The sequence below is a fragment of the Burkholderia lata genome, from assembly GCF_000012945.1.
Classification (GTDB): Bacteria; Pseudomonadota; Gammaproteobacteria; order Burkholderiales; family Burkholderiaceae; genus Burkholderia; species Burkholderia lata.
This window is the reverse complement of sequence record NC_007510.1, coordinates 2,843,636-2,865,449: the sequence shown is the minus strand read 5'-3', so window position 1 is coordinate 2,865,449 and position 21,814 is coordinate 2,843,636. Positions and strand designations below refer to the sequence as shown.

The following is a 21,814-nucleotide window of genomic DNA, read 5'->3' as shown; positions in this document are numbered from 1 at the left end:
GTCAGTCGCGCACCAGCACCACCAGCTTCAGGTCTTCGCGGTGCGCGGGCTTCAGCGTGATCTGCTGGTACACGAGGCGGCCGTCGGCCGGATGGTCGAATTCGCGCAGGCCGCCTTCTCGTTCGAACACGTCCTGCGATGCCCAGTACTGCGCGAACGCATCGCTGCCGGCGGTCAACGCGTCGATCAGCGCGCGCGTGGGCGCATCGGTCAGGTGACGGATCGAATCGGCGCGGAATTCGGCCGCGAGCCGCCGCGCGCGGGTTTCCCAGTCGACGATCAGCGTGCGCGCGGCCGGCGACATGAACGTGAAGCGCAGCAGGTTGCGATCGTGCTCGCCGTCGAGCCAGCCGGAGAACAACGCGGCGGCCGGCGTGTTCCATGCGAGTGCGTTCCATTGACGGTCGAGCACGTACGCGGGCGTCGCGATTGCCGCGACGGTCGCGGCGAGCGTCGGCGGCAGGTCGCCACCCGCGACGTCGGGCTCGGCCGGGTCGCGCTGCGCGGCCAGCTCGAACAGGTACGCGCGCTCGGCCTTCGACAGTTGCAGCGCGACGGCGATTCGCGCGAGCGCGTCGGCGGAGGCCGACACCGGGCGACCCTGTTCGATCCACGTGTACCAGGTCGGGCTGACGCCGCACAGTTGCGCGACTTCCTCGCGCCGCAACCCCGGCGTGCGGCGGCGCGGGCCGGGCGGCAGGCCGACGGCCTGCGGCGACAGCCGCTCGCGGTGGGCGCGGATGAATTCGCCGAGTGCACGGGCGGGCGTGGCGTCGAGCGGCGGGACGGGGGTGGAGGACGGATGGTTCATGCGGAAACGGCGAAATGGAAGCGGGGACGCGGCAACGATCAGACAGGTGTATCGAATACCAGAATAACTGCTTAACTTGTACTGGTACAAACGCAGGCCTATTGTAGCGGCTCGCGCGCTGGCAGGGCAGCGAGCGTCCCACAAAACGCGTTGCATGGGGCCGGAGCAGGCGCTGATGCGTCTGTCGCACCGGCAACGGTACAAAGGAGCGAACGATGAAACACCACGATCAGGTCGCCGACGCATTCGGCACGACGGCCGCCGCCTATCTGACGAGCACGGTCCACGCGACGGGCGCCGATCTGCAGACGCTCGCCGACGCAGTGCGCGCGACGCCCGACGCCGCGGTGCTCGATCTCGGCTGCGGCGCCGGCCATGCGAGCTTCGCGGTCGCGCCGCACGTGCGCGACGTGGTCGCCTACGATCTCGCCGCGCAGATGCTCGCGACCGTCGACGCGGCCGCGCGCGAGCGCGGGCTCGCGAACATCCGCACGCAGCAGGGCCCGGCCGAGCAACTGCCGTTCGAGACGGCGACGTTCGACTGGGTCGTGAGCCGGATGAGCGCGCACCACTGGCACGACATGCGCGCGGCGCTCGCCGAGGTGCGCCGCGTGCTGAAACCGGGTGGCCGTGTGCTGATGATCGACATCGCCGGCAACGAGCATCCGCTTCTCGATACGTACCTGCAGGCCGCGGAAGTGCTGCGCGACGCGTCGCACGTGCGCGATTACCGGGCGGACGAATGGCTCGCGATGTTCCGCGACGCCGGCTTCGACGCGCACGTGCACAGCCGCTGGCGGCTGCCGATCGATTTCGATACGTGGGTTGCGCGCATCCGCACGCCGGCCGACAGCGTCACCGGCATTCGCGCGCTGTGGGCGCATGCGCCGGACGAGGTGCGCGGCTACTACGCGGTGCAGCCCGATGGCTCGTTCGAGCACGACGCACTGCTGATCGATGCGCACTGAGCGCGAGGTGTGCCGCCGCGGTTTCGCCCGCGCATGAAAAAAGCCGCGATACGCACCATTGCGTATCGCGGCTTTCGTTATCCGGGCCGGCGCGGAACCGCCCCGCGCCGCAGGCGGATCAGCCCGTGTTGCGCAGGCCGGCCGCGATCCCGTTGATCGTCAGGTGAATCCCGCGGCGCAGCCGCGCGTTCGTATCGCCCGCGCGGTGACGCTTGATCAGCTCGACTTGCAGGTGGTTCAGCGGATCGAGATACGGGAAGCGGTTCTTGATCGAGCGCGCGAGCAGCGGGTTGGTCGCGAGGCGGCCTTCGTGCCCGGTGATTTCCGCCAGCGCCTGCGACGTGCGCTCCCATTCCGCGACGATCCGCTCGAACACGTGCTTGCGCAGCTTGCGATCGGAAACGAGCTGCGCGTAGCGCGACGCGACCGCGAGGTCGGTTTTCGCGAGCACCATGTCCATGTTCGACAGCAGGTTCGCGAAGAACGGCCAGGTCTTGTTCATCTTCTTCAGCAGCGCGACGCGCTTCGTGCGCTCGGCGTCGTCCTGCGCGCCGTCGAGATACGCACTCACCGCGCTGCCGAAGCCGTACCAGCCGGTCAGCAGCAGCCGGCACTGGCCCCACGAGAAGCCCCACGGAATCGCGCGCAGGTCTTCGATCTTGCGCTGCTTCGGATCCTGCAGCTTGCGCGAAGCCGGGCGGCTGCCGATGTTCAGCTCGGCGATCTCGGTGATCGGCGTCGACGAGAAGAAGTAGTCGGTGAAGCCCGGGGTTTCATAGACGAGCGCGCGGTACGCGGCCATCGCCGAATCGGACAGCGTCTGCATCGCGGCCTCGAACGCCGGCAACTGCGCGGGCGCGTTGTTCTGCGGCAGGAGCGTCGCCTCGAGCGTCGCGGCGACGACCGTCTCGAGGTTGCGGCGGCCGATCTCCGGGTTCGCGAACTTGCTCGCGATCACCTCGCCCTGTTCGGTCAGGCGGATCTGGCCGTTCACGGTGCCCGGCGGCTGCGACAGGATCGCCTGGTAGGTCGGGCCGCCGCCACGGCCGACCGTGCCGCCTCGGCCGTGGAACAGGCGCAGCGTGATCTTGCGGTCGCGGAACAGGTCGACGAGCGCGAGTTCCGCGCGATACAGCTCCCAGTTCGACGTGAGGAAGCCGCCGTCCTTGTTGCTGTCCGAATAGCCGAGCATCACTTCCTGTTCGGCGCCCTGGTGCGCGATCAGCGCGTCGATGCCCGGCAGTGCGAAGTATTCGCGCATGATGCGCGCGGCGTCGCGCAGGTCGGGAATCGTCTCGAACAGCGGGATCACCATCAGGCTGTTCTTCGCATCGCCGCCCGGCACGCCGAGCGCGCCGTCGAGCAGGCCCGTCTCCTTCTGCAGCAGCAGCACCTCGACGAGGTCGCTGACGGTTTCCGTATGCGAAATGATGTAGTTGCGCACCGCGCGTGCGCCGAATTGCGCGCGGACTTCGCGCGCCTTCTCGAACACGCCGAGTTCGCTCTGCGCGAGCGCCGAGTATTCGAAGTACGGCGAGCGCAGCGGACGCGGATCGGCGAGCGCGGCGAGCAGCACGCGCAGCTTGTCTTCCTCGGCGAGCGCCGCGTAGTCGGCCTCGACGCCCGCGCGTGCGAACAGTTCGGCGACTACGGCTTCGTGGATGTCGGAGCTCTGGCGCAGGTCGATGCTCGCGAGATGGAAGCCGAACACTTCGGCCGCGCGTACGAGCGGCGCGAGGCGCGGCGCGGCGAGCGACGTGCCGTGGTGTTCGTCGAGCGACGCGGTCAGCACCTTCAGGTCGGCGACGAACGCTTCGGAATCCGCATACGGGGTCGCGCGCACGGGCGCCGCGCCGCGGCCTGCGCTGCGCACCGGCACCGTGCCTTCGCCGAGACGCACGCGCGCGCTTGCGGCGAGGCGCGTGTAGATGCCGATCAGCGCACGGCGATACGGCTCGTCGACGCGATGCGGCGACTGGTCGGGGGACGCTGCTGCGAGCGCTTTCACGGCGTCGTTCGCGCCGACGAGCAGGTTCGACACCGACAGCTCGGCGCCGAGCTTGTGCACCTGTTCCAGATAGTGCTCGAGGATCACCGCGGCCTGGCGGTTGATTGCTTCTTCGAGCGTCGGTGCGGTCACGTTCGGGTTGCCGTCGCGGTCGCCGCCGATCCAGCTGCCCATCTGGAAGAACGCGGGTACGCGCGCCGACAGGCCGTGCTCGGCGAGTGCGGCCTCGATGTCGCCGTACAGCGCGGGCAGCTCGTCGAGGAACGTCGCGCGGTAGTACGACAGCGCGTTCTCGATTTCGTCGCCCACCGTCAGGCGCGCGTCGCGCAGCATGCGGGTCTGCCACAGCGCGGTGACGCGGGCGCGCAGCATCGATTCGTTGTACTGGCGCTCGCGGCCGGTCAGTTCCTGGTCGCGTTCGGCGAGCAGGCGCGCGATGTCGTGCTGTGCGTCGAGGATGCTCTTGCGCTGCACTTCGGTCGGGTGCGCGGTCAGCACCGGCACGATCAGCGCATCGTCGAAAAAGCGCTGCAGCAGGCGCTTCGACGCGTTGCCGGTCGTCTTCAGTTGTTCGAGCGCGTACGCGACCGTGCCGGGCTGCGACGCGGAGCCGGCCAGCGCGTGGATGCGGCGGCGGCGATTGTGGTGGCGGTCTTCCGCGATATTCGCGAGATGCGAGAAATAGCTGAACGCGCGCACGACGCTCACCGTCTGCTCCGGCGTCAGCTTGCGCAGCTTCTTCTCGAGCGTCTGCGCGGCTTCGCTGTCGTCCTCGCGGCGGAACTTGACCGCGGTCTGGCGGATCGTTTCGACGACGTCGAACACGGTGTCGCCTTCCTGCTCACGCACGACGTCGCCGAGCAGGCGGCCGAGAAAGCGGATGTCGTCGAACAGCGGGCCGTCCTTGTCTTCGCGCGTGCGCGTGCCGGACTTCGGCGCGGCGGCCGTGCGGGCCGCGGTGCGGGCAGCCGGGCCGGCGGCTTTCGCCGTGCGTTTTGTCTGACGTATCGGGTCTTTCGGTTTCGTTGCCGTTTTCGCACGGCCGTTCGCGGCGGTGGCGACGGTGTCCGTCGAGGCGTCGGAGGAGGACAGGGCAGCATTGCGGCGCGCCGTACGCGCCGATCCGGAAGACTTCACGATGGGTTTCCTTGGGAAAGCTCGAGTCAAAAGGAACTGCGGAAACTGCGAAACTGCGGTCAAGCAACCAGCTACGTGCGGCACATTCGCACATCGGCGCCGCGACCCGCGTGGCGGCAGGCCGGGCGCAGGCTCCAGGCCCGGGCGGGCAGGGGCGTGCGTGCTACCATTGTTCGATCTTCAATCCCGTCCTTCGATGTTCCAGCAATGAATTCCGAGACCCCTGCGGCCGGGCCGCAACAGGCACAGCTGCCCGCGACGTTGACGATTGCTTCGCGCGAGAGCCGCCTGGCGATGTGGCAAGCCGAACATGTGCGTGATGCGCTGCGCAAATTATATCCAGCTTGTGACGTGAACATCCTCGGGATGACGACGCGCGGCGACCAGATTCTCGATCGCACGCTGTCGAAGGTCGGCGGCAAGGGCCTGTTCGTGAAGGAACTGGAGGCCGCGCTGGCCGACGGCCGCGCCGATCTCGCCGTGCATTCGCTGAAGGACGTGCCGATGGCGCTGCCCGACGGCTTCTCGCTCGCCGCGATCATGGAGCGCGAAGACCCGCGCGATGCATTCGTGTCGAACGACTACGCGTCGCTCGACGCGCTGCCGGCCGGCGCCGTGGTCGGCACGTCGAGCCTGCGCCGCGAGGCGATGCTGCGCTCGCGCTATCCGCACCTGGAAGTGCTGCCGCTGCGCGGCAACCTCGATACCCGCCTGTCGAAACTCGACCGCGGCGACTACGCGGCGATCATCCTCGCGGCTGCCGGCCTGAAGCGCCTCGGCCTCGAAACGCGGATCCGCGCGTTGCTCGACGTCGAGGCGAGCCCGCCCGCCGCAGGCCAGGGCGCGCTCGGCATCGAGATCGCATCGCACCGCAGCGACGTCGCCGCGTGGCTCGCACCGCTGCACGACCCGCAGACCGCGCTCGCGGTCGAGGCCGAGCGGATGGTGTCGCGCGCGCTCGGCGGCAGCTGCGAGGTGCCGCTCGCCGCGCACGCGGTGTGGCGCGCGGGCGAACTGTACCTCACCGGCCGCGTGTCGACGACCGACGGCAAGCGTGTGCTGACGGCCGAGGAGTGCGGGGCCGTCGTGACCGTCGCCGATGCGCTCGCGCTCGGCCGCGCCGTGTCCGACGAACTCGAGGCGCAAGGCGCGCTCGACATCGTCCAGGCGCTGCTCGCGGGCTCGCCGCCCGCCGGCAAGGGCGACGCCTGATGGCGGGCGGCGCGCGCGCGTTCACCGCTGTCCTGACGCGCCCGGACGGCCAGTCCGGCGCGCTTGCGTCGCAACTGGCCGAGGCCGGTTGCGACGTGCTCGAATTCCCGTTGATCGACATTGCGCCGGTCGACGATCCGGCGCCGCTCGACGCGGCGTTCGCGGCGCTCGCCGACTACACACTGGTGATTTTCGTGTCGCCGAACGCGATCGACCGCGCGCTCGCGCAGTACGGCGCGATCTGGCCGAACGCGCTGCCGGTCGGCGTGGTCGGGCCCGGCAGCGTCGCCGCGCTCGAGCGTCACGGCATCGCGGCGCCCGCGCATCGCGTGATCGCGCCGCAGGCGCCGGCCGACGGTGGCGTGCCCCATTACGATTCGGAAAGCCTGTTCGCGTGCATCGAGACCGCATTCGGCGGCGCGCAGGCGCTGGCGGGCAAGCGCGTGCTGATCGTGCGCGGCGACGGCGGGCGCGAATGGCTCGCCGACCGGTTGCGCGAGGCCGGCGCGGACGTCACGCTCGTCGCCGCGTACCGGCGCGTCGTGCCCGATCCGCGCGTCGGCGCGTGGGAGCGCGTGCACGCGCTGCTCCACGGCGAGCCGCATGCGTGGCTCGTCACGAGCTCGGAAGGCGTGCGCAACCTGCACGAACTCGCGCGGTCGCACCTGAACGACGCCGAGATCGACGCGCTGAAGCACGCGCCGCTCGTGACGCCCCATCCGCGGATCGAGCAGACCGCGCGTTCATTGGGTTTTGATAGGATTACGCTGACCGGCGCGGGCGATGAGCGCATCGTCCGCGCGTTTCGAACGATGGCCGACGAGGCCGTCCAACCGGCGACAGCCGCACCGGTGACTAAACGCATGACAGATACCAACGATTCCAAAAGCGTCGCTTCCCAGCCGGCCGCTGCATCCGCACCGCCGTCCCGTCCCGCCTATATGGGCGCCGAACCGCCTGCGCGCCGCGGCGGCAGCGCGGTGCTGTGGTTCGTCGTCGTCGTGCTCGGCTGCGCGGCGGGCGTCGGCGGCTACGCGCTGAACCGCAAGATCGACAGGCTCGACGGCACGTTCGTCACGCGCCAGAAGGCGCTCGATGCGCAGACCGCCGAGACGCGCCTGAAGACCGAGCAGGCGCTCGCGAGCACGCACCAGGTCGACACGCAGCTCGCGCAGCTCGACGGCAAGCTCGCCGACGCGCAGAGCGCGCAGCAGGCGCTGCAGCAGCAATATCAGGACCTGTCGCGTAACCGCGATGCGTGGATGCTCGAGGAAGTCGACCAGATGCTGTCGAGCGCGAGCCAGCAGCTTCAGCTGACCGGCAACACGCAGCTCGCGCTGATCGCGCTGCAGAACGCCGACGCACGCCTCGCAACGTCGCAAAGCGCGCAGGCCGTCACGGTGCGCAAGGCGCTCGCGCTGGACATCGAGAAGCTGAAGGCCGCACCGGCGGCCGACCTCACGGGCCTTGCGATCAAGCTCGACGATGCCATTGCGAAGATCGACGCGCTGCCGCTGTCCGGCGAGGCGATCGTCCCGCACGAAGCGCCGAAGGCCGCACCGGCCGACGCCGCGTCGTCGGCCGTGGCCGGCGAGCCGCGCTGGAAGGTGTGGTGGCATGACTTCTCGGCCGGCCTTGGCCAGCAGTTGAAGGGGCTCGTGCAGGTGCGTCGCATTGACAACGCGGACGCGATGCTCGCGTCGCCCGACCAGGGCTCCTTCGTGCGCGAGAACGTGAAGCTGCGCCTGCTGACCGCGCGCCTGTCGCTGCTCGCGCGCAACGACAGCGCGATGAAGGCCGACCTGCACGCTGCGCAGGCGTCGCTCGGGAAGTATTTCGACCAGGCCTCGAAGGATACGCAGACCGTCGAGGATCTGCTCAAGCAGGTTGACGGCGCATCGCTGACGGTTGCGGTGCCGAACCTGAACACGAGCCTGAACGCCGTTCAGCAGTTCAAGAGCCGGGGGTAACGATGACGCTTCGAGGAATCGTCTGGCTCGCGGTCCTGTTCGCGATCGCCGCTGCGCTCGCCACGGTTGGCCGTTTCGACGCGGGGCAGGTGCTGCTCGTCTATCCGCCGTACCGGATCGACGTGTCGCTGAACCTGTTCGTGATCGCCATCGTCGTGCTGTTCATCGTCGTGTATGCGCTGCTGCGCATCGTGCGCAACATCTGGCGCATGCCGCAGCGGGTCGCCGCGTATCGGGCGCGTTCGCGCAACGAGAAGGCGCAGGCATCGCTGCGCGACGCGATCGCGAACCTGTACGCAGGCCGCTTCTCGCGCGCGGAGAAGGCCGCGCGTGAAGCGCTGTCGGTCGATGCGAACCAGGGCGCGGCGAGTCTCGTCGCGGCCACCGCTGCGCACCGGATGCACGAGTACACGCGCCGCGACGACTGGCTGTCGAAGGTCGACGCGCCGGAATGGCAGGACGCACGGCTGCTCGCCGCGGCCGACATGCGCGCGGATGCACGTGATGCCGACGGTGCGCTCGCCGCGCTGGCCGACCTGCAGGCGGGCGGCAAGCGCATCCATGCGCAGCAGGTTGCGCTGCGCGCGCAGCAGCAGCTGAAGAACTGGGCCGAGGTGCTGAAGCTGGCGAAGGCGCTCGAGAAGCGCGAGGCGCTGCATCCGGCCGCGGCCGTGCGGCTGCGTCAGCAGGCTGCGGAAAACCTGCTGCGTGAACGCCGGCACGACCCGGATGCACTGCTCGAGGTATGGCAGTCGCTGTCGCCGGTCGAGCGCCAGTCGCCGCGTCTCGCCGATCTCGCCGCCGATCTGCTCGTCCCGCTCGAACGCCGCAACGAAGCGCGCCGCATCGTCGAAGACGCGCTCGCGCACAACTGGGATGCGCGCCTGCTGCGCCGTTATCCGGACACGGCCGGCGCCGATGCGCTGCCGCTGATCCAGAAGGCGGAAGGGTGGAAGAAGGATCACCCGGAGGATGCCGACCTGCTGTTCGCGCTCGGCCGCCTGTGCCAGCAGCAGCAACTGTGGGGCAAGGCGCAGTCGTTCCTCGAATCGGCACTGAAGCTGGCCGACAACGAGGCGCTGAAGGTGCGCGCGCATCGCGCGCTCGCGCGACTGTTCGAGCATCTCGGCGAAACCGACAAGGCTGCGAAGCATTACCGCGAAAGCGCGCTCGCGATTACGGTGGTCTGACGCGGGTGGCGTGGCCGCCTGATGCAGGCGGCTCGCGCAACTTGCGCAACAAAAGCCCCGAATGCCGGAAGGCCTTCGGGGCTTTTGTTCGTCCGGGGTGAGCCTGGATGACGCGTCACGCGCCGAGCTTGCGCAGCAGATCCCCCTCGTTCGAGACGAACCACACCGAGGTACCGCGATTGGACTCGCGAACGAGCGCGCGAAGCGCTTCGCTGCGCGCGAGCCGGTGGTCGATTTCACCGACCACGCCGAGCCGGACGCCGTAGTTGACGAGCTTCTGCAACACGGCGCCTGCGAGGCCGCTTTCGAGCCGGTAGAAATCATCGTGCAGCGCGTCGGCGGGCACCGCGACCCAGTCGGCTTCATGCTCGTGCGCGAGCGCAACGAGGTCGAGCGCATCGCTTTCGCGTTGTACCAGGCCGGCGGCGGGATCGCGGACCAGCACACGGTGGCCGGCTGCCTGGACGATTCGGTGGTGCATGCGGGTTGGCTCCGTCGACATGAGAAATGCGAGCACGGTGTCGCGCTGCCCGCGGATGAAGTGGTATTGATCCGGAAGAAACAGGACCTGCGCGTGCGGCACGAGACGCGTCAGGCGATCGCGCGTCTCGCGCGAATCGAGCATGACGTCGCGACCGCCGACGATCGCCATGACGGGCGTGGACAGCGTGCGCAGCGCGCCGTCGCCGAACACCGGGATCGCTTCGAGGCGCGGCCGGAAGCCGCGATCCACGGCGCGCATGAGCGCGAACGTGTCGCGCTCGGCCGGCGTCGATGCGGGCGGCAGGCGGCCGAGCACGCGCCGTCGCACGCCGGCGCGCCCGACATCGCCGAGCAGTAACAGCGGCAGCGCCCACCACAGAAACGGTTTCTGCCGGCCGATGCCGGACGGGCAAAGCAACGCAAGCCGCGTGACGCGCGCCGGCCGCCGCAACGCGAAATCGAGCGCGGTTCGCGCACCGAGCGAGATGCCGACGAACGCGGCGCGTGACACGCCCAGGCCGTCGAGTACGTCGTCGAGCCACTGCGCGTACGCGTCGCTCGCGAGCGGTGGCCGCGACGGGGCGCTGGGTCCCGCTTCGCCGATCACGTCGATCGCGTAGAGCCGGAAATGCTTCGACCCTTCGCCCGCGTAGTGCTGCCAACTCGCCGCTGTCGTCTGCGCGCCGTGGATCAGTACGACCGGCGGCGCGTGCTCCGGACCGCAGGCAATCACATGCGTGGTGCCATGGCGCGTCTGCACGGTGATGCGCCGATGTCCAGCCGGCCAGTGCGACAGCGCAGCCTCGTAAGCCGAGCGAATCGCGCGGGCGTGGCGGGGCGACCTGACGATCGCGCTCATGTCCCGCTTTGCTGCAACAGTGCCTCGACCGACGACATCAGCGCGGCCGTGTCGGCCGGCGTTGCGGCAACGATGATCTTGACCAGGCTGCCGGCGGGATCGAACGTGACGTCGATTCGCACCGGGTCGACATACGACGTGCGGCCGGATGCCATCGCATGCAGCGACCGCGACAGGTACTGGTGCAGCGACTGCGATGCGTCCGGAATGTCGACGATGCTGGTGACGCGCACCGCACGCGGCATGGGCGCGGCCGGCTTCGTTTGCGCGAACGCGGCGAGGTCGGCGTCGAGGATGCGGTATGCACGGCCGACCCGCGTTGCGGGCAGCTTGCCCTCGCGGATGAAGCGCAGGACGGTCTTCGGGTGGAGACGCAGGCGGGCGGCGGACTCTTCGATGGTATGGAGCATGTTCGGCCAGTGGTGCTCAAAATGTTCCTTATTGTTCCATGGTAAACGGATTAATAGGGAGCATTTTTGCGGCGGGAAAGTCATCGTTTGCGGGATACCGAACCCGTATCGCTCAGGCGGTGCGTGCGCGGAAGCAGAAACGCCCCGCCGGCCGGAGCGGTTCCGGCCAGCGGGGCGTTTCGGGTGTCGGTCGGTTATCGGCCGGAGGACGTCATGCGTTCAGGGTTACTTGTCGACCAGTCGCTTCGGCACTGACAATGCCAACAGCCCGCCGAGCACGAGAAACCCGGCGAGCATGTACATGCCGGAATCGTTGGCGCCCGTTGCCTGCTTGAGCCAGCCCATCATGTACGGGCTGAGGAAGCCGGCGAGGTTGCCGATCGAGTTGATCATCGCGATGCCGGCCGCGGCCGCCGTGCCGCCAAGGAACGCGGTCGGCAGGCTCCAGAACAGCGGCAGCGTCGTCAGGATGCCGATCGTCGCGAGCGTGAGGCCGAGCATCGCAAGCGCGGTCTGGTGCGCCCAGATCACCGACAGGACGAGCCCGAGCGCACCGATTGCGGCCGGAATCGCGACGTGCCAGCGGCGTTCGCGGTGCCGGTCCGCGCTGCGTGCGATCAGGATCATCGCGACCACTGCGGCCGCATACGGAATCGCGGACAGCAGGCCGATCGTGAACGTGTCGGTCACGCCGGTGGCCTTGATGATCGTCGGCAGCCAGAAGCCGACGCCGTAGAGCCCCATCACGAACGAGAAGTAGATCAGCGCCATCAGCCACACGCGCGGGCTCGACATCACGGCGCCGAGCGGCAGGTCTTCCTTGGTGGCTTCTTCAGCATCGACGTTGCGCGTGAGCAGTGCCTTTTCGTCGTCGGTCAGCCAGTTCGCCTTCTCGATCCGCTCGTCCAGCTTGAGGAACACGACCACGCCGACCAGCACCGACGGGATCCCCTCGAGCAGGAACAGCCATTGCCAGCCGTGCCACCCGCTGATGCCGTCGAACGCTTTCAGGATGAAGCCCGAGAGCGGCCCGCCGATCACGCCGGACAGCGCGACGGCCGTCATGAAGAACGTCGTCATCCGGCCGCGCCGGTGCGCGGGATACCAGTAGGTGAGGTAGAGGATCACGCCGGGGAAGAAGCCCGCTTCAGCGACGCCGAGCAGGAAGCGCATCACGTAGAACATCGTGGGCGTCGTGACGAACATCGTCAGGATCGAGATCACGCCCCACGTCGCCATGATGCGTGCGATCCACACGCGCGCGCCGACCTTGTGCAGGATGATGTTGCTCGGCACTTCGAAGAGGAAGTAGCCGAAGAAGAAGATCCCGGCGCCGAGCCCGTAGACGGTGTCGCTGAGGTTCAGGTCGCTCGCCATCTGCAGCTTCGCGAACCCGACGTTCACGCGGTCGAGATACGCGACCACGTAGCACAGCAGCAGGAGCGGCACGAGCCGCCACGACACCTTGCGGTAGGTTGCTTCCTCGAATGCGCCGGACGAGCCCGGCAGCGACTGCGTCGATGTTGCCATGTTGTCTCCTGTCGATCAAAGTTAGCGCTTTAGCGGTTACTTGGGTCCCATGCTTCGCGGTCGATCAAAGTTAGCGCTTTAGCGGTTACTTGGGTCCCATGCTTCGCGGTCGATCAAAGTTAGCGCTTTAGCGGTTACTTGGATCCCATGCACCGCTGTCCTTATAGTTGGCCGGGACCGGCGTATCAGTGGCAGGCCCGGTTTCGTGCGAAGCAGTGCGTGGATGCCGTGCCTGCCGAAGAATCCCGGCTCGGCGCGTGAACAGCCCGGTGCGGCTAGATGCAGCGCCCGCCGTCGACTTCGAGGCAGACGCCCGTAATGAATTCGGCTTCGTCGGATGCGAGGTAAAGCGCGGCGTTCGCGATGTCTTGCGGTGTCGAGAAGCGGCCGAGCGGGATCGTCGCGAGGAACCGGCTGCGGTTCTCGGGGGTATCCTCGCAGCCCATGAATTCGGTCATCAACGCCGTTTCGCCGAGCACGGGGTTGATGCAGTTCACGCGGATACGATCTGCGCCGAGTTCGGCCGCGAGCGACTTGCTTGCGGTGATCATCGCGCCCTTCGTGCTGTTGTACCAGACGAGGCCCGGCCGAGGCCGTACGCCGGCCGTCGACGCGACGTTCACGAACACGCCGCCGCCCTGTTCGCGGAAGTACGGCACGAAGGTCTGCACGCACCAGAACAGGCTCTTCATGTTGACCGCGTACACGCGGTCGAATTCGGCTTCCGTCACGTCGAGCACCGGCTTGTTGCGGTGCGTGGTGCCTGCGTTGTTCACGACGATCTGCACCGCGTGGAAATCGTCGAGCGTGGCCTGCAGCAGTGCGTGCCAGTCGTCCTGCTTCGACACGTCGCCGGCCACCGCGATGGCCTTGCCGCCCGTGAGCGCGATTTCGCTCGCGACGCGCTCGGCTGCCGCGCCGTTCAGGTCGTTGACGACGACGTTCGCGCCTTCGCGCGCATACGTCTTCGCGATGCCTTCGCCGAACCCCGAACCACCGCCCGTGACGATTGCCGTCTTGCCGCTCAACCGCATGGTGTGTCTCCTGTGCTGGATATGAGTGTCGTCGTGCTTCGGCACGCGACCGGGCGCTGCCGGTCGTATGCCGCATGCTGCTTGCGGCGTGATCAGCCGTGCCGGATCGCAATCGTTTTCAGCATTGTGAAGCCGTACAGTGCCTCGAAGCCTTTCTCGCGGCCATGCCCCGAGTGGCCGACACCGCCGAACGGCAGTTCGACACCGCCGCCCGCGCCATAGTTGTTGATGAACACCTGGCCCGCCCGCAGGCGCCGTGCGAGACGCATCTGGCGTGCGCCGTCGCGCGTCCAGATGCCCGCGACTAGGCCGTACGGCGTGCCGTTCGCCAGCGCGACGGCTTCGTCTTCGTCGACGAAACGCATCGCGGCGAGCACGGGGCCGAACACTTCCTCCTGTGCGAGCCGGTGTGACGGCGGTACGTCGCGCAATAGCGCGGGCGCCTGGTAGAAGCCGCTTTCGGGCGCGTCGGCGACGACCTGCCCGTGCGCGGCCATCGGAATGCCGTCATGCTGCGCGTCGGACAGGAAATCCCACACGCGCTGTTGCTGCTTCGCGTTGATCAGCGGGCCGCAGTCGAGGTCGGCGCGGCTCGGGCCGACGCGCAGCCCGTTGAATGCGGTGGCGAGGCGCTCGACGAGCGGCTCGTACACCGCGCGCTCGATCAGCACGCGGCTGCCGGCCGAGCAGGTCTGTCCGCCGTTCTGCACGATCGCGGACACGAGCACGGGCAGCGCCGCTTCGAGATCGGCGTCGGCGAACACGATCTGCGGCGACTTGCCGCCGAGTTCGAGCGTGACGGGTACGTGATTCTCGGCCGCCATCTGCGTGACCAGCTTGCCGGTGGCCGGTGAACCCGTGAACGAGATGTGGTCGATGCCTGGATGGCGCGCGAGCGCGGCACCGGCTTCATGGCCATAGCCGGTGACGATGTTGAGCGCGCCGGCCGGCAGCCCGGCCTCGACGGCCAGCTCGGCGACGCGCAGCAACGACAGGCACGCATCCTCGGCCGGCTTGACGACGCAGGCGTTGCCGGCCGCGAGCGCGGCGCCGACGCTGCGCCCGAAGATCTGCATCGGGTAGTTCCACGGCACGATGTGGCCCGTGACGCCGTGCGGCTCGCGCACCGTCAGCACCGTGTAGCCGGCTTGATAGGGGAGGGTTTCGCCGTGCAGCTTGTCGGCGGCGCCTGCGTAGAACTCGAAGTAGCGCGCGAGCGCGGCTGCGTCGGCACGTGCCTGCTTCAGGGGCTTGCCGGTGTCGCGCGCCTCGATCGCGGCGAGCTCCTCGATCGAGCCGGCGACGCGCGCTGACAGCCGCATCAGCACGCGGCCGCGCTCGGCGGCGCTGGCCGCGCCCCACGGGCCTGCGAATGCGTCGCGGGCCGCGGCGACTGCGCGCTCGATGTCGGGCGCCGTGCCGCGGGCGATCGACGCGAATGGCTGGCCGTCGGATGGATCGACGACCGCGATGGTTTCCAGTTGCGCGGGCAACGTCCATTCGCCCGCGATGAAGTGCTTCGCCTCTTCCATGCCAGCTCCTGTCGACCCAAGTTAGCGCTTCAGCGCTTACTTGGGTCCCATGCTTCGCGGTCGACCCAAGTTAGCGCTTCAGCGCTTACTTGGGTCCCATGCTTTGCGGTCGACCCGAGTTAGCGCTTTAGCGCTTGCTTGGGCCCCATGCTTCGCGGTCGACCCGAGTTAGCGCTTTAGCGCCTGCTTGGGCCCCATGCTTTGCGGTCGACCCGAGTTAGCGCTTTAGCGCTTGCTTGGGCCCCATGCTTTGCGGTCGATCCAAGTTAGCGCTTTAGGGCTTACCCAGGCCCCATGCTTCACGATCGACCCGAGTCAGCACTTCAGCGCTCACCCGGGCCCCATGTTTCGCGGTCGACCGGCGACAGCGCTTCAGCCACCAACGCCGGTTCCACCTAACGCGGCCGGTGGTTCGACGGCCGGGCATCCGGAACGATTATCGGCCGATCGTCATCCGGACGCCACCGGTCGATTGGCTATAATGGCGCATTCCCTTGCGGGACGTCTGCGGCGGTGCATCGGCCGCGGCGCCCTGTCCCGAATTCCCATCGACCTACAGAGAGTGCTCATGAGCTTCAATCATGTTCCGGCCGGCAAGGACCTGCCGCAAGATTTCAACGTGATCATCGAGATTCCCGCGCAAAGCGATCCGGTGAAGTACGAGGCAGACAAGGAACTGGGCCTCCTCGTCGTCGACCGCTTCATCGGCACGGGCATGCGCTATCCGGTGAACTACGGCTACATCCCGCAGACGCTGTCGGGCGACGGCGATCCGGTCGACGTGCTGGTGATCACGCCGTTCCCGCTGCTGGCAGGCTCGATCGTGCGTTCGCGCGTGCTCGGCATGCTGCAGATGACCGACGAGTCGGGCGTCGACGCGAAGCTGGTCGCCGTGCCGCACGACAAGGTCTGCCCGATGACGGCGAACCTGAAGTCGATCGACGACGTGCCCGAGTACCTGAAGGACCAGATCAAGCACTTCTTCGAGCAATACAAGGCGCTCGAGAAGGGCAAGTGGGTGAAGGTCGAAGGCTGGGCAGGCATCGAAGCCGCGCACAAGGAAATCACCGACGGCGCAGCGAACTACAAGAAGTAAGCGGCGTACCGGCCGACGGCCGGTTCGTGCGAAACGCAAACCGCGCGTGTCTCCTCAGGAGGCCGCGCGGTTTTGTTTTGTGCGTTGAGGTTGTTTGCGCGCCGAGGCGGCCACGGACGCACGCGGTGTGGCGGTGGCCTGCGCATCCTTCGTGCGCTTCGCGCGGCGAGGGGCAACGGGTGCAACGGAGGCCGCCGTGGCTTTGGTGGCTTTCGTGGCTGCCGGGCGGCGGCGACCCGGTGCGGGCGCGGCGTCTTCGCGTCCGGTCGTGACGGGTTTGCCACTGGCTGCCGGCACCTTTTTTTTCGACGAAGAGGGTGCGGCCGGCTTGTCCTTTTTTGCCAGGGCGTCGCGCGACGAAGCTTTGCGTGAGGCCGCATCGCTGTCGGGCTTCTTGCGTTTCGCGACCGGTGCGGCTTTTGTCGGCTTGGCGGTCTTCGCGGGCTTGTCGACCTTCTCCGCTTTTCCGGCCTTTGAGACCTTTACGACCTTGTCGACCGTCTCGGCTTTCCCCGCCTTTCCAGCCTTCTTCGTGCCTTTACCCGCTTCAACCGTCTTCGCCGCGCTATCGACGTTCTCCGCCTTCGCCTTCTTCCGCCCGCGAGCACCGGCCTTCAACCCGGCCACATCACCACTCGCATCGACGGCCACCACGGCCGGCAGCACCGACTCCAGCGTCCGCAACCCGGCCGCCAGCTCCCGTTTCTGCGCCGCCGTGAGCCGCTTCACCCAGTATTCGGCGCGCGATGCACTCGACCGGTCGGGCAGCGGAAACGACGCGAGCACCGCGCGCGGCTTGCGTGAGCGCGTGTAGCGCGCGCCCTTGCCGGATGCGTGCTCGTCGAAGCGCGCGGCAACGTCGGTCGTGATGCCGGTGTAGACGCTGTCGTCGGCGCATTCGATCAGATACAGAAACCAGGACATGGCAGGGCGGCGGGATGCGAAGCCGCCAGTGTCTCAGAAAAAGTGCCCGTCAACGCCACCGATCGCCGTGCCCGTCGCGGAAGCGGCTCGGCGCCGCGCCGAGTTCGCGCGTGAAGAAGCGCGTGAACGCGCTCGTCGAACGGAAGCCGACCCGCACGCCGATCTCGCCGATCGGCAGTTGCGTATTCAGCAGCAGGTCGCGCGCTTCACCGAGCCGGGCCTGTGCGACGAGCGCATGAAACCCGACCGCTTCGCGATGCAGCCGCCGGCGCAGTGTCCAGCGCGACATCGCGAAGCGTGTGCAGACGTGCTCCATCAGCGTGTCGGACGGCACGTCGGCGTCGTCGGACGTGCGCAGCCAGTCACGCACGCATTGTTCGACCGACGAGCCGAACGTCGAGCGGGCGCGCACGCGCGCGCGCGCGGCGTCGGCTGCATGACGCTGGATGTCCGCAAGCGGCGCGTTGTAGCGCTCGAACGGCGTGTCGAGGCGCGCGGAGCGCAGCACGACGCGGTTGTACGCGGCATCGAACGACACTGCCGCGCCGAGGAGGTCGCGCAGCGCGGCCGTCGGCGCGAACGCGCGGCCCGCGAACGCGGCTTCGTCGACCTGCACGTGCGGATCGTACAGGCGCGCAAGCGCGACGAGGATCGCGAAATTTGCGAACGCGCTGCTGGCGGGCCGGCCGTCGCCCTCGTTCACGTACTCGAGCGCGATCGCGCCGCTGGTTTCATGCGCGAACACCCAGTCGACGTTGCCGATCAGTTCGCGGTAGCGCAAGTAGCCGTGCAGCGCATCGCGCAGCGTCGCGGCGTTGCAGGTGATGCCCGCGAGCTCGGGGAACGGCGCGAGCCACGGCACGACCTGCGGCGGCGGCCGATGCCAGGACAACGGCCATTCGCTCATCAGCCGCATCGCGGCGACGTGCCGATCGCCGGGGATGCGCCGCGCATCGTCGGCGAGATCGGTCGCGCCGATGCCGAGCGTCGCATACAACGGCGCGAGGTCGAAGCCGTTGCGGCGCATGTCGTCGAGCGCCTGTCGGTAGACCCGGACGGATACCGATTTCTGTCGTAACTCCATGTCTCTCTCCATGACCTTCGGGTTTGCCCCCGCTGCGAGAGGTCAAGTACTGCTCTTGCCGGTCAAGCATGGTGACCGGTCGTTTTTTGCTTGGACGCTGGAGTGTGGTGACAAGTACAACAGATCAATTCAGTCGGATCAACGAAAACTTCACTGTCCCGGCGTTCGACGATGGTGTCCGCGTGCGCGCTCGCGGTGCGGCCCGCATCGCTCCGCGAACCGCCGAAGCGGCTCGTCGGCTGGACCAAGGTCGCGCGCGGCAGCCGGGCGCGGCGCTGACCGTTAGCGTCGCGGTGCCGGCGCAGCGCTGTGCCATCCGGGATGCGAATGCGCACGCGTACGCGTGGCGGATCGCGGCGGGTACTACGGGCTGTCGGCGGCGGCTTCGTCGCGCGACCCGCAGGTGCCGACGACGACGGTGACGCTCGCCGCGCACTGAGCTGACCGGGGCCGTGCGGCATGCGGCGAAGCCGGTCGCGGCTTCGTCGCATGCCGGCATGCTTGATGACGTTACTCGGCGCCGCGCCGGAACGGATCGTGTTCGCGCAGTTCGTCGACGTACGCGTGGATATGCTCGGTCTCGCGTTCGAGAAAGCGCGCGACCGCGTCGGAGAACGCCGGGTGCGCGAGCCAGTGCGCGGAGTGCGTGACGGTCGGCAGGAAGCCGCGCGCGAGCTTGTGTTCGCCCTGCGCGCCGCCTTCGAACGTATCGAGCCCGGCCTCGATGCAGAATTCGAGCAACTGGTAGTAGGCCGTTTCGAAATGCAGGCACGGGACGTGTTCGACCGCGCCCCAGTAGCGGCCGTACAGCGTGCCGCCGCCGTTTTCGCCGCGCCGGTAGACAGCGAGCGCACTCGCGATCGGCTGTCCGTCGGCTTCCGCGATCACGAGCAACAGGTTCTCGGGCATCGTCGCGCCGATCGTGCGGAAGAAGTCGAGGTTCAGGTACGGGCTCGAATAGTGTTCGCGATAGGTCTGCCGGTAGCAACGCGAGAAGAAGCGCCAGTCGGCGTCGGTGATCTGGTCGCCGGTGAGCCGCCGGAATGTCACGCCCGCGTCGTGCACCTTGCGCCGCTCCGCGCGGATGTTCTTGCGCTTCTTCTGTTCGAGCGTGCCGAGGAAGTCGTCGAAGTGGCGGTAGCCGTCGTTGATCCAGTGGAACTGCACGCCTTCGCGCAGCATCATTCCCATCGATTCGAGGAGCGCCGCTTCGTCGCCGGTCGGGAACAGCACGTGCAGCGACGACACGTCGCTTTGCTCGGCGAACGCGAGCAGCGTGGCCGCGAGCCGGCGGCGCGCGTCGTCGTCGGCCGCGAGCAGGCGCGTGCCCTGCACGGGCGTGAACGGCACCGCGCACAGCAGCTTCGGGTAGTAGGGCAGGTCGTTGCGCTGGTACGCGTCGGCCCACGCCCAGTCGAACACGTATTCGCCGTACGAATGCTGCTTCGCGTAGACGGGCGCGGCGGCCGCGAGGCGGCCGGTGCGCTCGTCGGTCAGCGTGACGAAGTGCGGCGACCAGCCGGTATCGTCGACCGCGCAGCGCGCGACGTGCAGCGCGTCGAGGAATTCGTGGCGCAGGAAGGGCGTCGGCTGCGCGTCGCGGGCGAGCAGCGCGTTCCATTCTTCGGCCGGCACCTCTGCGGGGGACGACAGGATGCCCGTGCGATAATCGATGCGTTCGTGTTTCAAGCGTGAATCCGTACCGTTCTGTGTCGCCGGATGCGAGGGCCTGCGCGGCCCGCACCGGGACGATTTCGTCAGCCGTTCAGGGCGCGCCGCCGGGCTGCGCCGATCCCGCCATGAAGACCCGACTCGCTCTCGCCCAGATCAACGTCACCGTCGGCGACTTCGCCGGCAACGTCGCGCGGATCGTCGCGGCCGCACGCGCCGCGCACAACGATGGTGCGCAGCTGATGGTCGCGCCGGAACTCGCGCTGTCCGGCTATCCGCCGGAAGACCTGCTGCTGCGGCCCGCGTTCTATGCAGCGGCGGCCTCGGCACTCGACGCGCTCGCCGATGCGCTGAAGGCATTCGACGGGCTCGCGGTGCTGGTCGGCCATCCGCTACGCGGCGCAGGCGAAGGCGCGCACGCGCCAGCCGTCGATGGTAATGCAAACCGCCCGATCGAGCGCGGCGTGCCGCCCACCGATACCTACAACGCGGTATCGCTGATCGTCGGCGGCGAGATCGTCGGCACTTATCGCAAGCAGGATCTGCCGAACGCAGAAGTGTTCGACGAGAAGCGCTACTTCGCGACGGACGCCGAGCCGCTCGTGTTCGAGCTGAACGGCGTGAAGTACGGCGTGATCATCTGCGAGGATGCGTGGCACGCATCGGCCGCGCAGATCGCGAAGGCGGCCGGCGCGCAGGTGCTGCTGATCCCGAACGGCTCGCCGTACCACATGAACAAGGAAGCGGTGCGCTTCGACATCCTGCGCGCGCGGATTCGCGAAACCGGGCTGCCGATGGTGTACATCAACCTCGTCGGCGGGCAGGACGAGCTCGTGTTCGACGGCGGCTCGTTCGTGCTCGATGCGCAGGGCGCGCTCGTCGTGAAGATGCCGCAGTTCGACGAAGGGCACGCGATCGTCGAATTCGACGGCGCGCGGCCGCTGCCGGGCGCGATTGCGCCCGAGCTGTCGACGGACGCGCAGGTGTACCGTGCGCTCGTGACCGGCGTGCGCGACTACATTGGCAAGAACGGGTTTCCGGGTGCGCTGATCGGCTTGTCGGGCGGTGTCGACTCGGCGCTGGTGCTGGCCGTCGCCTGCGATGCGCTCGGGCCCGAGCGTGTGCGCGCGGTGATGATGCCGTCGCGCTTCACGGCCGACATCTCGACGACCGACGCGGCGGAGATGGCGCGGCGCGTCGGCGTGCGCTACGACGAGATCGCGATCGCGCCGATGTTCGATGCATTCCGCGCATCGCTCGCGAGTGAGTTCGCGGGCCGCGCGGAAGACGCGACGGAGGAAAACATCCAGGCGCGCATCCGCGGCACGCTGCTGATGGCGCTGTCGAACAAGTTCGGCTCGATCGTGCTGACGACCGGCAACAAGAGCGAGATGGCGGTCGGCTACTGCACGCTATACGGCGACATGGCTGGCGGGTTCGCGGTGATCAAGGACATCGCGAAGACGCTCGTGTACCGGCTCTGCCGCTATCGCAACGAAACCACCGCGTACCCGCTGCGCGACGTGATCCCCGAACGGATCCTCACGCGCGCGCCGTCGGCCGAGCTGCGCGAGAACCAGACCGACCAGGACAGCCTGCCGCCGTACGACGTGCTCGACGCGATCATGCGGATGTACATGGAAGAGGACCGGCCGCTCGCCGAGATCGTCGCGGCCGGTTATGCGCAGACCGACGTCGAACGCGTGACGCGGCTCATCAAGATCAACGAATACAAGCGCCGCCAGGCGCCGATCGGCATTCGCGTCACGCATCGCGCGTTCGGGCGCGACTGGCGCTACCCGATCACGTCACGTTTTACCGAACGCCTCGATTGAGCGGTGCTGGGCCGCATGCGGCTCGCAGGCTTACAATCGGGGTCGCGATTTTTCATCCAA

General features: G+C 68.1%; 16 protein-coding genes. 6 read left to right on the top strand and 10 right to left on the bottom strand.

Translation table 11 applies throughout. The annotated features are described in order from the left end of the window. Position 1: 1 nt before the first annotated feature. Positions 2 to 811, bottom strand: a complete 810-nt coding sequence (locus BCEP18194_RS18955; protein WP_011352874.1) for a helix-turn-helix transcriptional regulator — start codon at positions 809 to 811, stop codon at positions 2 to 4. 215 nt (positions 812 to 1,026) lie between these two features. Between BCEP18194_RS18955 and BCEP18194_RS18950 the strand changes: the two genes are divergently transcribed. After that, complete coding sequence (locus BCEP18194_RS18950) at positions 1,027 to 1,779, top strand: class I SAM-dependent methyltransferase (protein WP_011352873.1); 753 nt, start codon at positions 1,027 to 1,029, stop codon at positions 1,777 to 1,779. Positions 1,780 to 1,897: 118 nt separating this feature from the next. Here the strand turns inward: BCEP18194_RS18950 and ppc are convergent, their stop codons facing one another. Next, a complete protein-coding gene (gene ppc, locus BCEP18194_RS18945) occupies positions 1,898 to 4,924 on the bottom strand; it encodes a phosphoenolpyruvate carboxylase (protein ID WP_011352872.1) in 3,027 nt (1,008 codons plus the stop codon). A 207-nt stretch (positions 4,925 to 5,131) separates the two neighbouring features. Between ppc and hemC the strand changes: the two genes are divergently transcribed. From hemC to BCEP18194_RS18930, 3 genes are read left to right on the top strand one after another with little or no spacing between them, the layout of a single operon-like run. Beyond that, on the top strand, positions 5,132 to 6,136 hold the full coding sequence (gene hemC, locus BCEP18194_RS18940; protein ID WP_011352871.1) for a hydroxymethylbilane synthase: 1,005 nt from the start codon (positions 5,132 to 5,134) through the stop codon (positions 6,134 to 6,136). Continuing rightward, positions 6,136 to 8,106, top strand: coding sequence for a fused uroporphyrinogen-III synthase HemD/membrane protein HemX (gene hemDX, locus BCEP18194_RS18935; RefSeq protein WP_011352870.1), 1,971 nt, complete (start codon positions 6,136 to 6,138; stop codon positions 8,104 to 8,106). The genes hemC and hemDX overlap by 1 nt, the downstream gene beginning before the upstream one ends. A 2-nt stretch (positions 8,107 to 8,108) precedes the next feature. Beyond that, positions 8,109 to 9,296, top strand: a complete 1,188-nt coding sequence (locus tag BCEP18194_RS18930) for a heme biosynthesis protein HemY (RefSeq protein WP_011352869.1) — start codon at positions 8,109 to 8,111, stop codon at positions 9,294 to 9,296. A gap of 115 nt (positions 9,297 to 9,411) precedes the next feature. Here the strand turns inward: BCEP18194_RS18930 and BCEP18194_RS18925 are convergent, their stop codons facing one another. The 5 genes from BCEP18194_RS18925 to BCEP18194_RS18905 all read right to left on the bottom strand — a co-directional run bounded on the left by BCEP18194_RS18925 (position 9,412) and on the right by BCEP18194_RS18905 (position 15,144). Further along, the gene (locus BCEP18194_RS18925; protein ID WP_011352868.1) at positions 9,412 to 10,638 is read right to left on the bottom strand and encodes an alpha/beta fold hydrolase; all 1,227 of its coding nucleotides are present in this window, start codon (positions 10,636 to 10,638) and stop codon (positions 9,412 to 9,414) included. Continuing rightward, positions 10,635 to 11,048 (bottom strand): helix-turn-helix domain-containing protein, encoded by a 414-nt coding sequence (locus tag BCEP18194_RS18920; RefSeq protein ID WP_041492925.1) that lies wholly within the window; start codon positions 11,046 to 11,048, stop codon positions 10,635 to 10,637. The genes BCEP18194_RS18925 and BCEP18194_RS18920 overlap by 4 nt, the downstream gene beginning before the upstream one ends. A 225-nt stretch (positions 11,049 to 11,273) precedes the next feature. Then, positions 11,274 to 12,578: an MFS transporter gene (locus BCEP18194_RS18915; RefSeq protein WP_011352866.1), complete on the bottom strand. Its 1,305-nt coding sequence runs from the start codon at positions 12,576 to 12,578 to the stop codon at positions 11,274 to 11,276. Positions 12,579 to 12,853: 275 nt separating this feature from the next. Further along, positions 12,854 to 13,612, bottom strand: a complete 759-nt coding sequence (locus tag BCEP18194_RS18910; RefSeq protein ID WP_011352865.1) for an SDR family oxidoreductase — start codon at positions 13,610 to 13,612, stop codon at positions 12,854 to 12,856. A gap of 92 nt (positions 13,613 to 13,704) precedes the next feature. Further along, positions 13,705 to 15,144, bottom strand: coding sequence for an aldehyde dehydrogenase family protein (locus BCEP18194_RS18905; RefSeq protein ID WP_011352864.1), 1,440 nt, complete (start codon positions 15,142 to 15,144; stop codon positions 13,705 to 13,707). 568 nt (positions 15,145 to 15,712) lie between these two features. On the opposite strand from BCEP18194_RS18905, the gene ppa reads away from it, so the two are divergent. After that, entirely contained in the window at positions 15,713 to 16,240 is a 528-nt protein-coding gene (ppa, locus tag BCEP18194_RS18900) for an inorganic diphosphatase (RefSeq protein WP_011352863.1), read from the top strand. Positions 16,241 to 16,294: 54 nt separating this feature from the next. Here ppa and BCEP18194_RS18895 read toward each other — a convergent pair whose 3' ends face one another. The 3 genes from BCEP18194_RS18895 to BCEP18194_RS18885 form a co-directional block, all read right to left on the bottom strand. Continuing rightward, positions 16,295 to 17,164: a GIY-YIG nuclease family protein gene (locus tag BCEP18194_RS18895; RefSeq protein ID WP_011352862.1), complete on the bottom strand. Its 870-nt coding sequence runs from the start codon at positions 17,162 to 17,164 to the stop codon at positions 16,295 to 16,297. Between the two features lie 49 nt (positions 17,165 to 17,213). Continuing rightward, positions 17,214 to 18,248: an AraC family transcriptional regulator gene (locus BCEP18194_RS18890; RefSeq protein ID WP_011352861.1), complete on the bottom strand. Its 1,035-nt coding sequence runs from the start codon at positions 18,246 to 18,248 to the stop codon at positions 17,214 to 17,216. A gap of 510 nt (positions 18,249 to 18,758) precedes the next feature. Next, on the bottom strand, positions 18,759 to 19,937 hold the full coding sequence (locus BCEP18194_RS18885; protein ID WP_011352859.1) for a GNAT family N-acetyltransferase: 1,179 nt from the start codon (positions 19,935 to 19,937) through the stop codon (positions 18,759 to 18,761). A gap of 110 nt (positions 19,938 to 20,047) precedes the next feature. Between BCEP18194_RS18885 and BCEP18194_RS18880 the strand changes: the two genes are divergently transcribed. Next, on the top strand, positions 20,048 to 21,754 hold the full coding sequence (locus BCEP18194_RS18880) for an NAD+ synthase (RefSeq protein ID WP_011352858.1): 1,707 nt from the start codon (positions 20,048 to 20,050) through the stop codon (positions 21,752 to 21,754). Positions 21,755 to 21,814 lie beyond the last annotated feature (60 nt).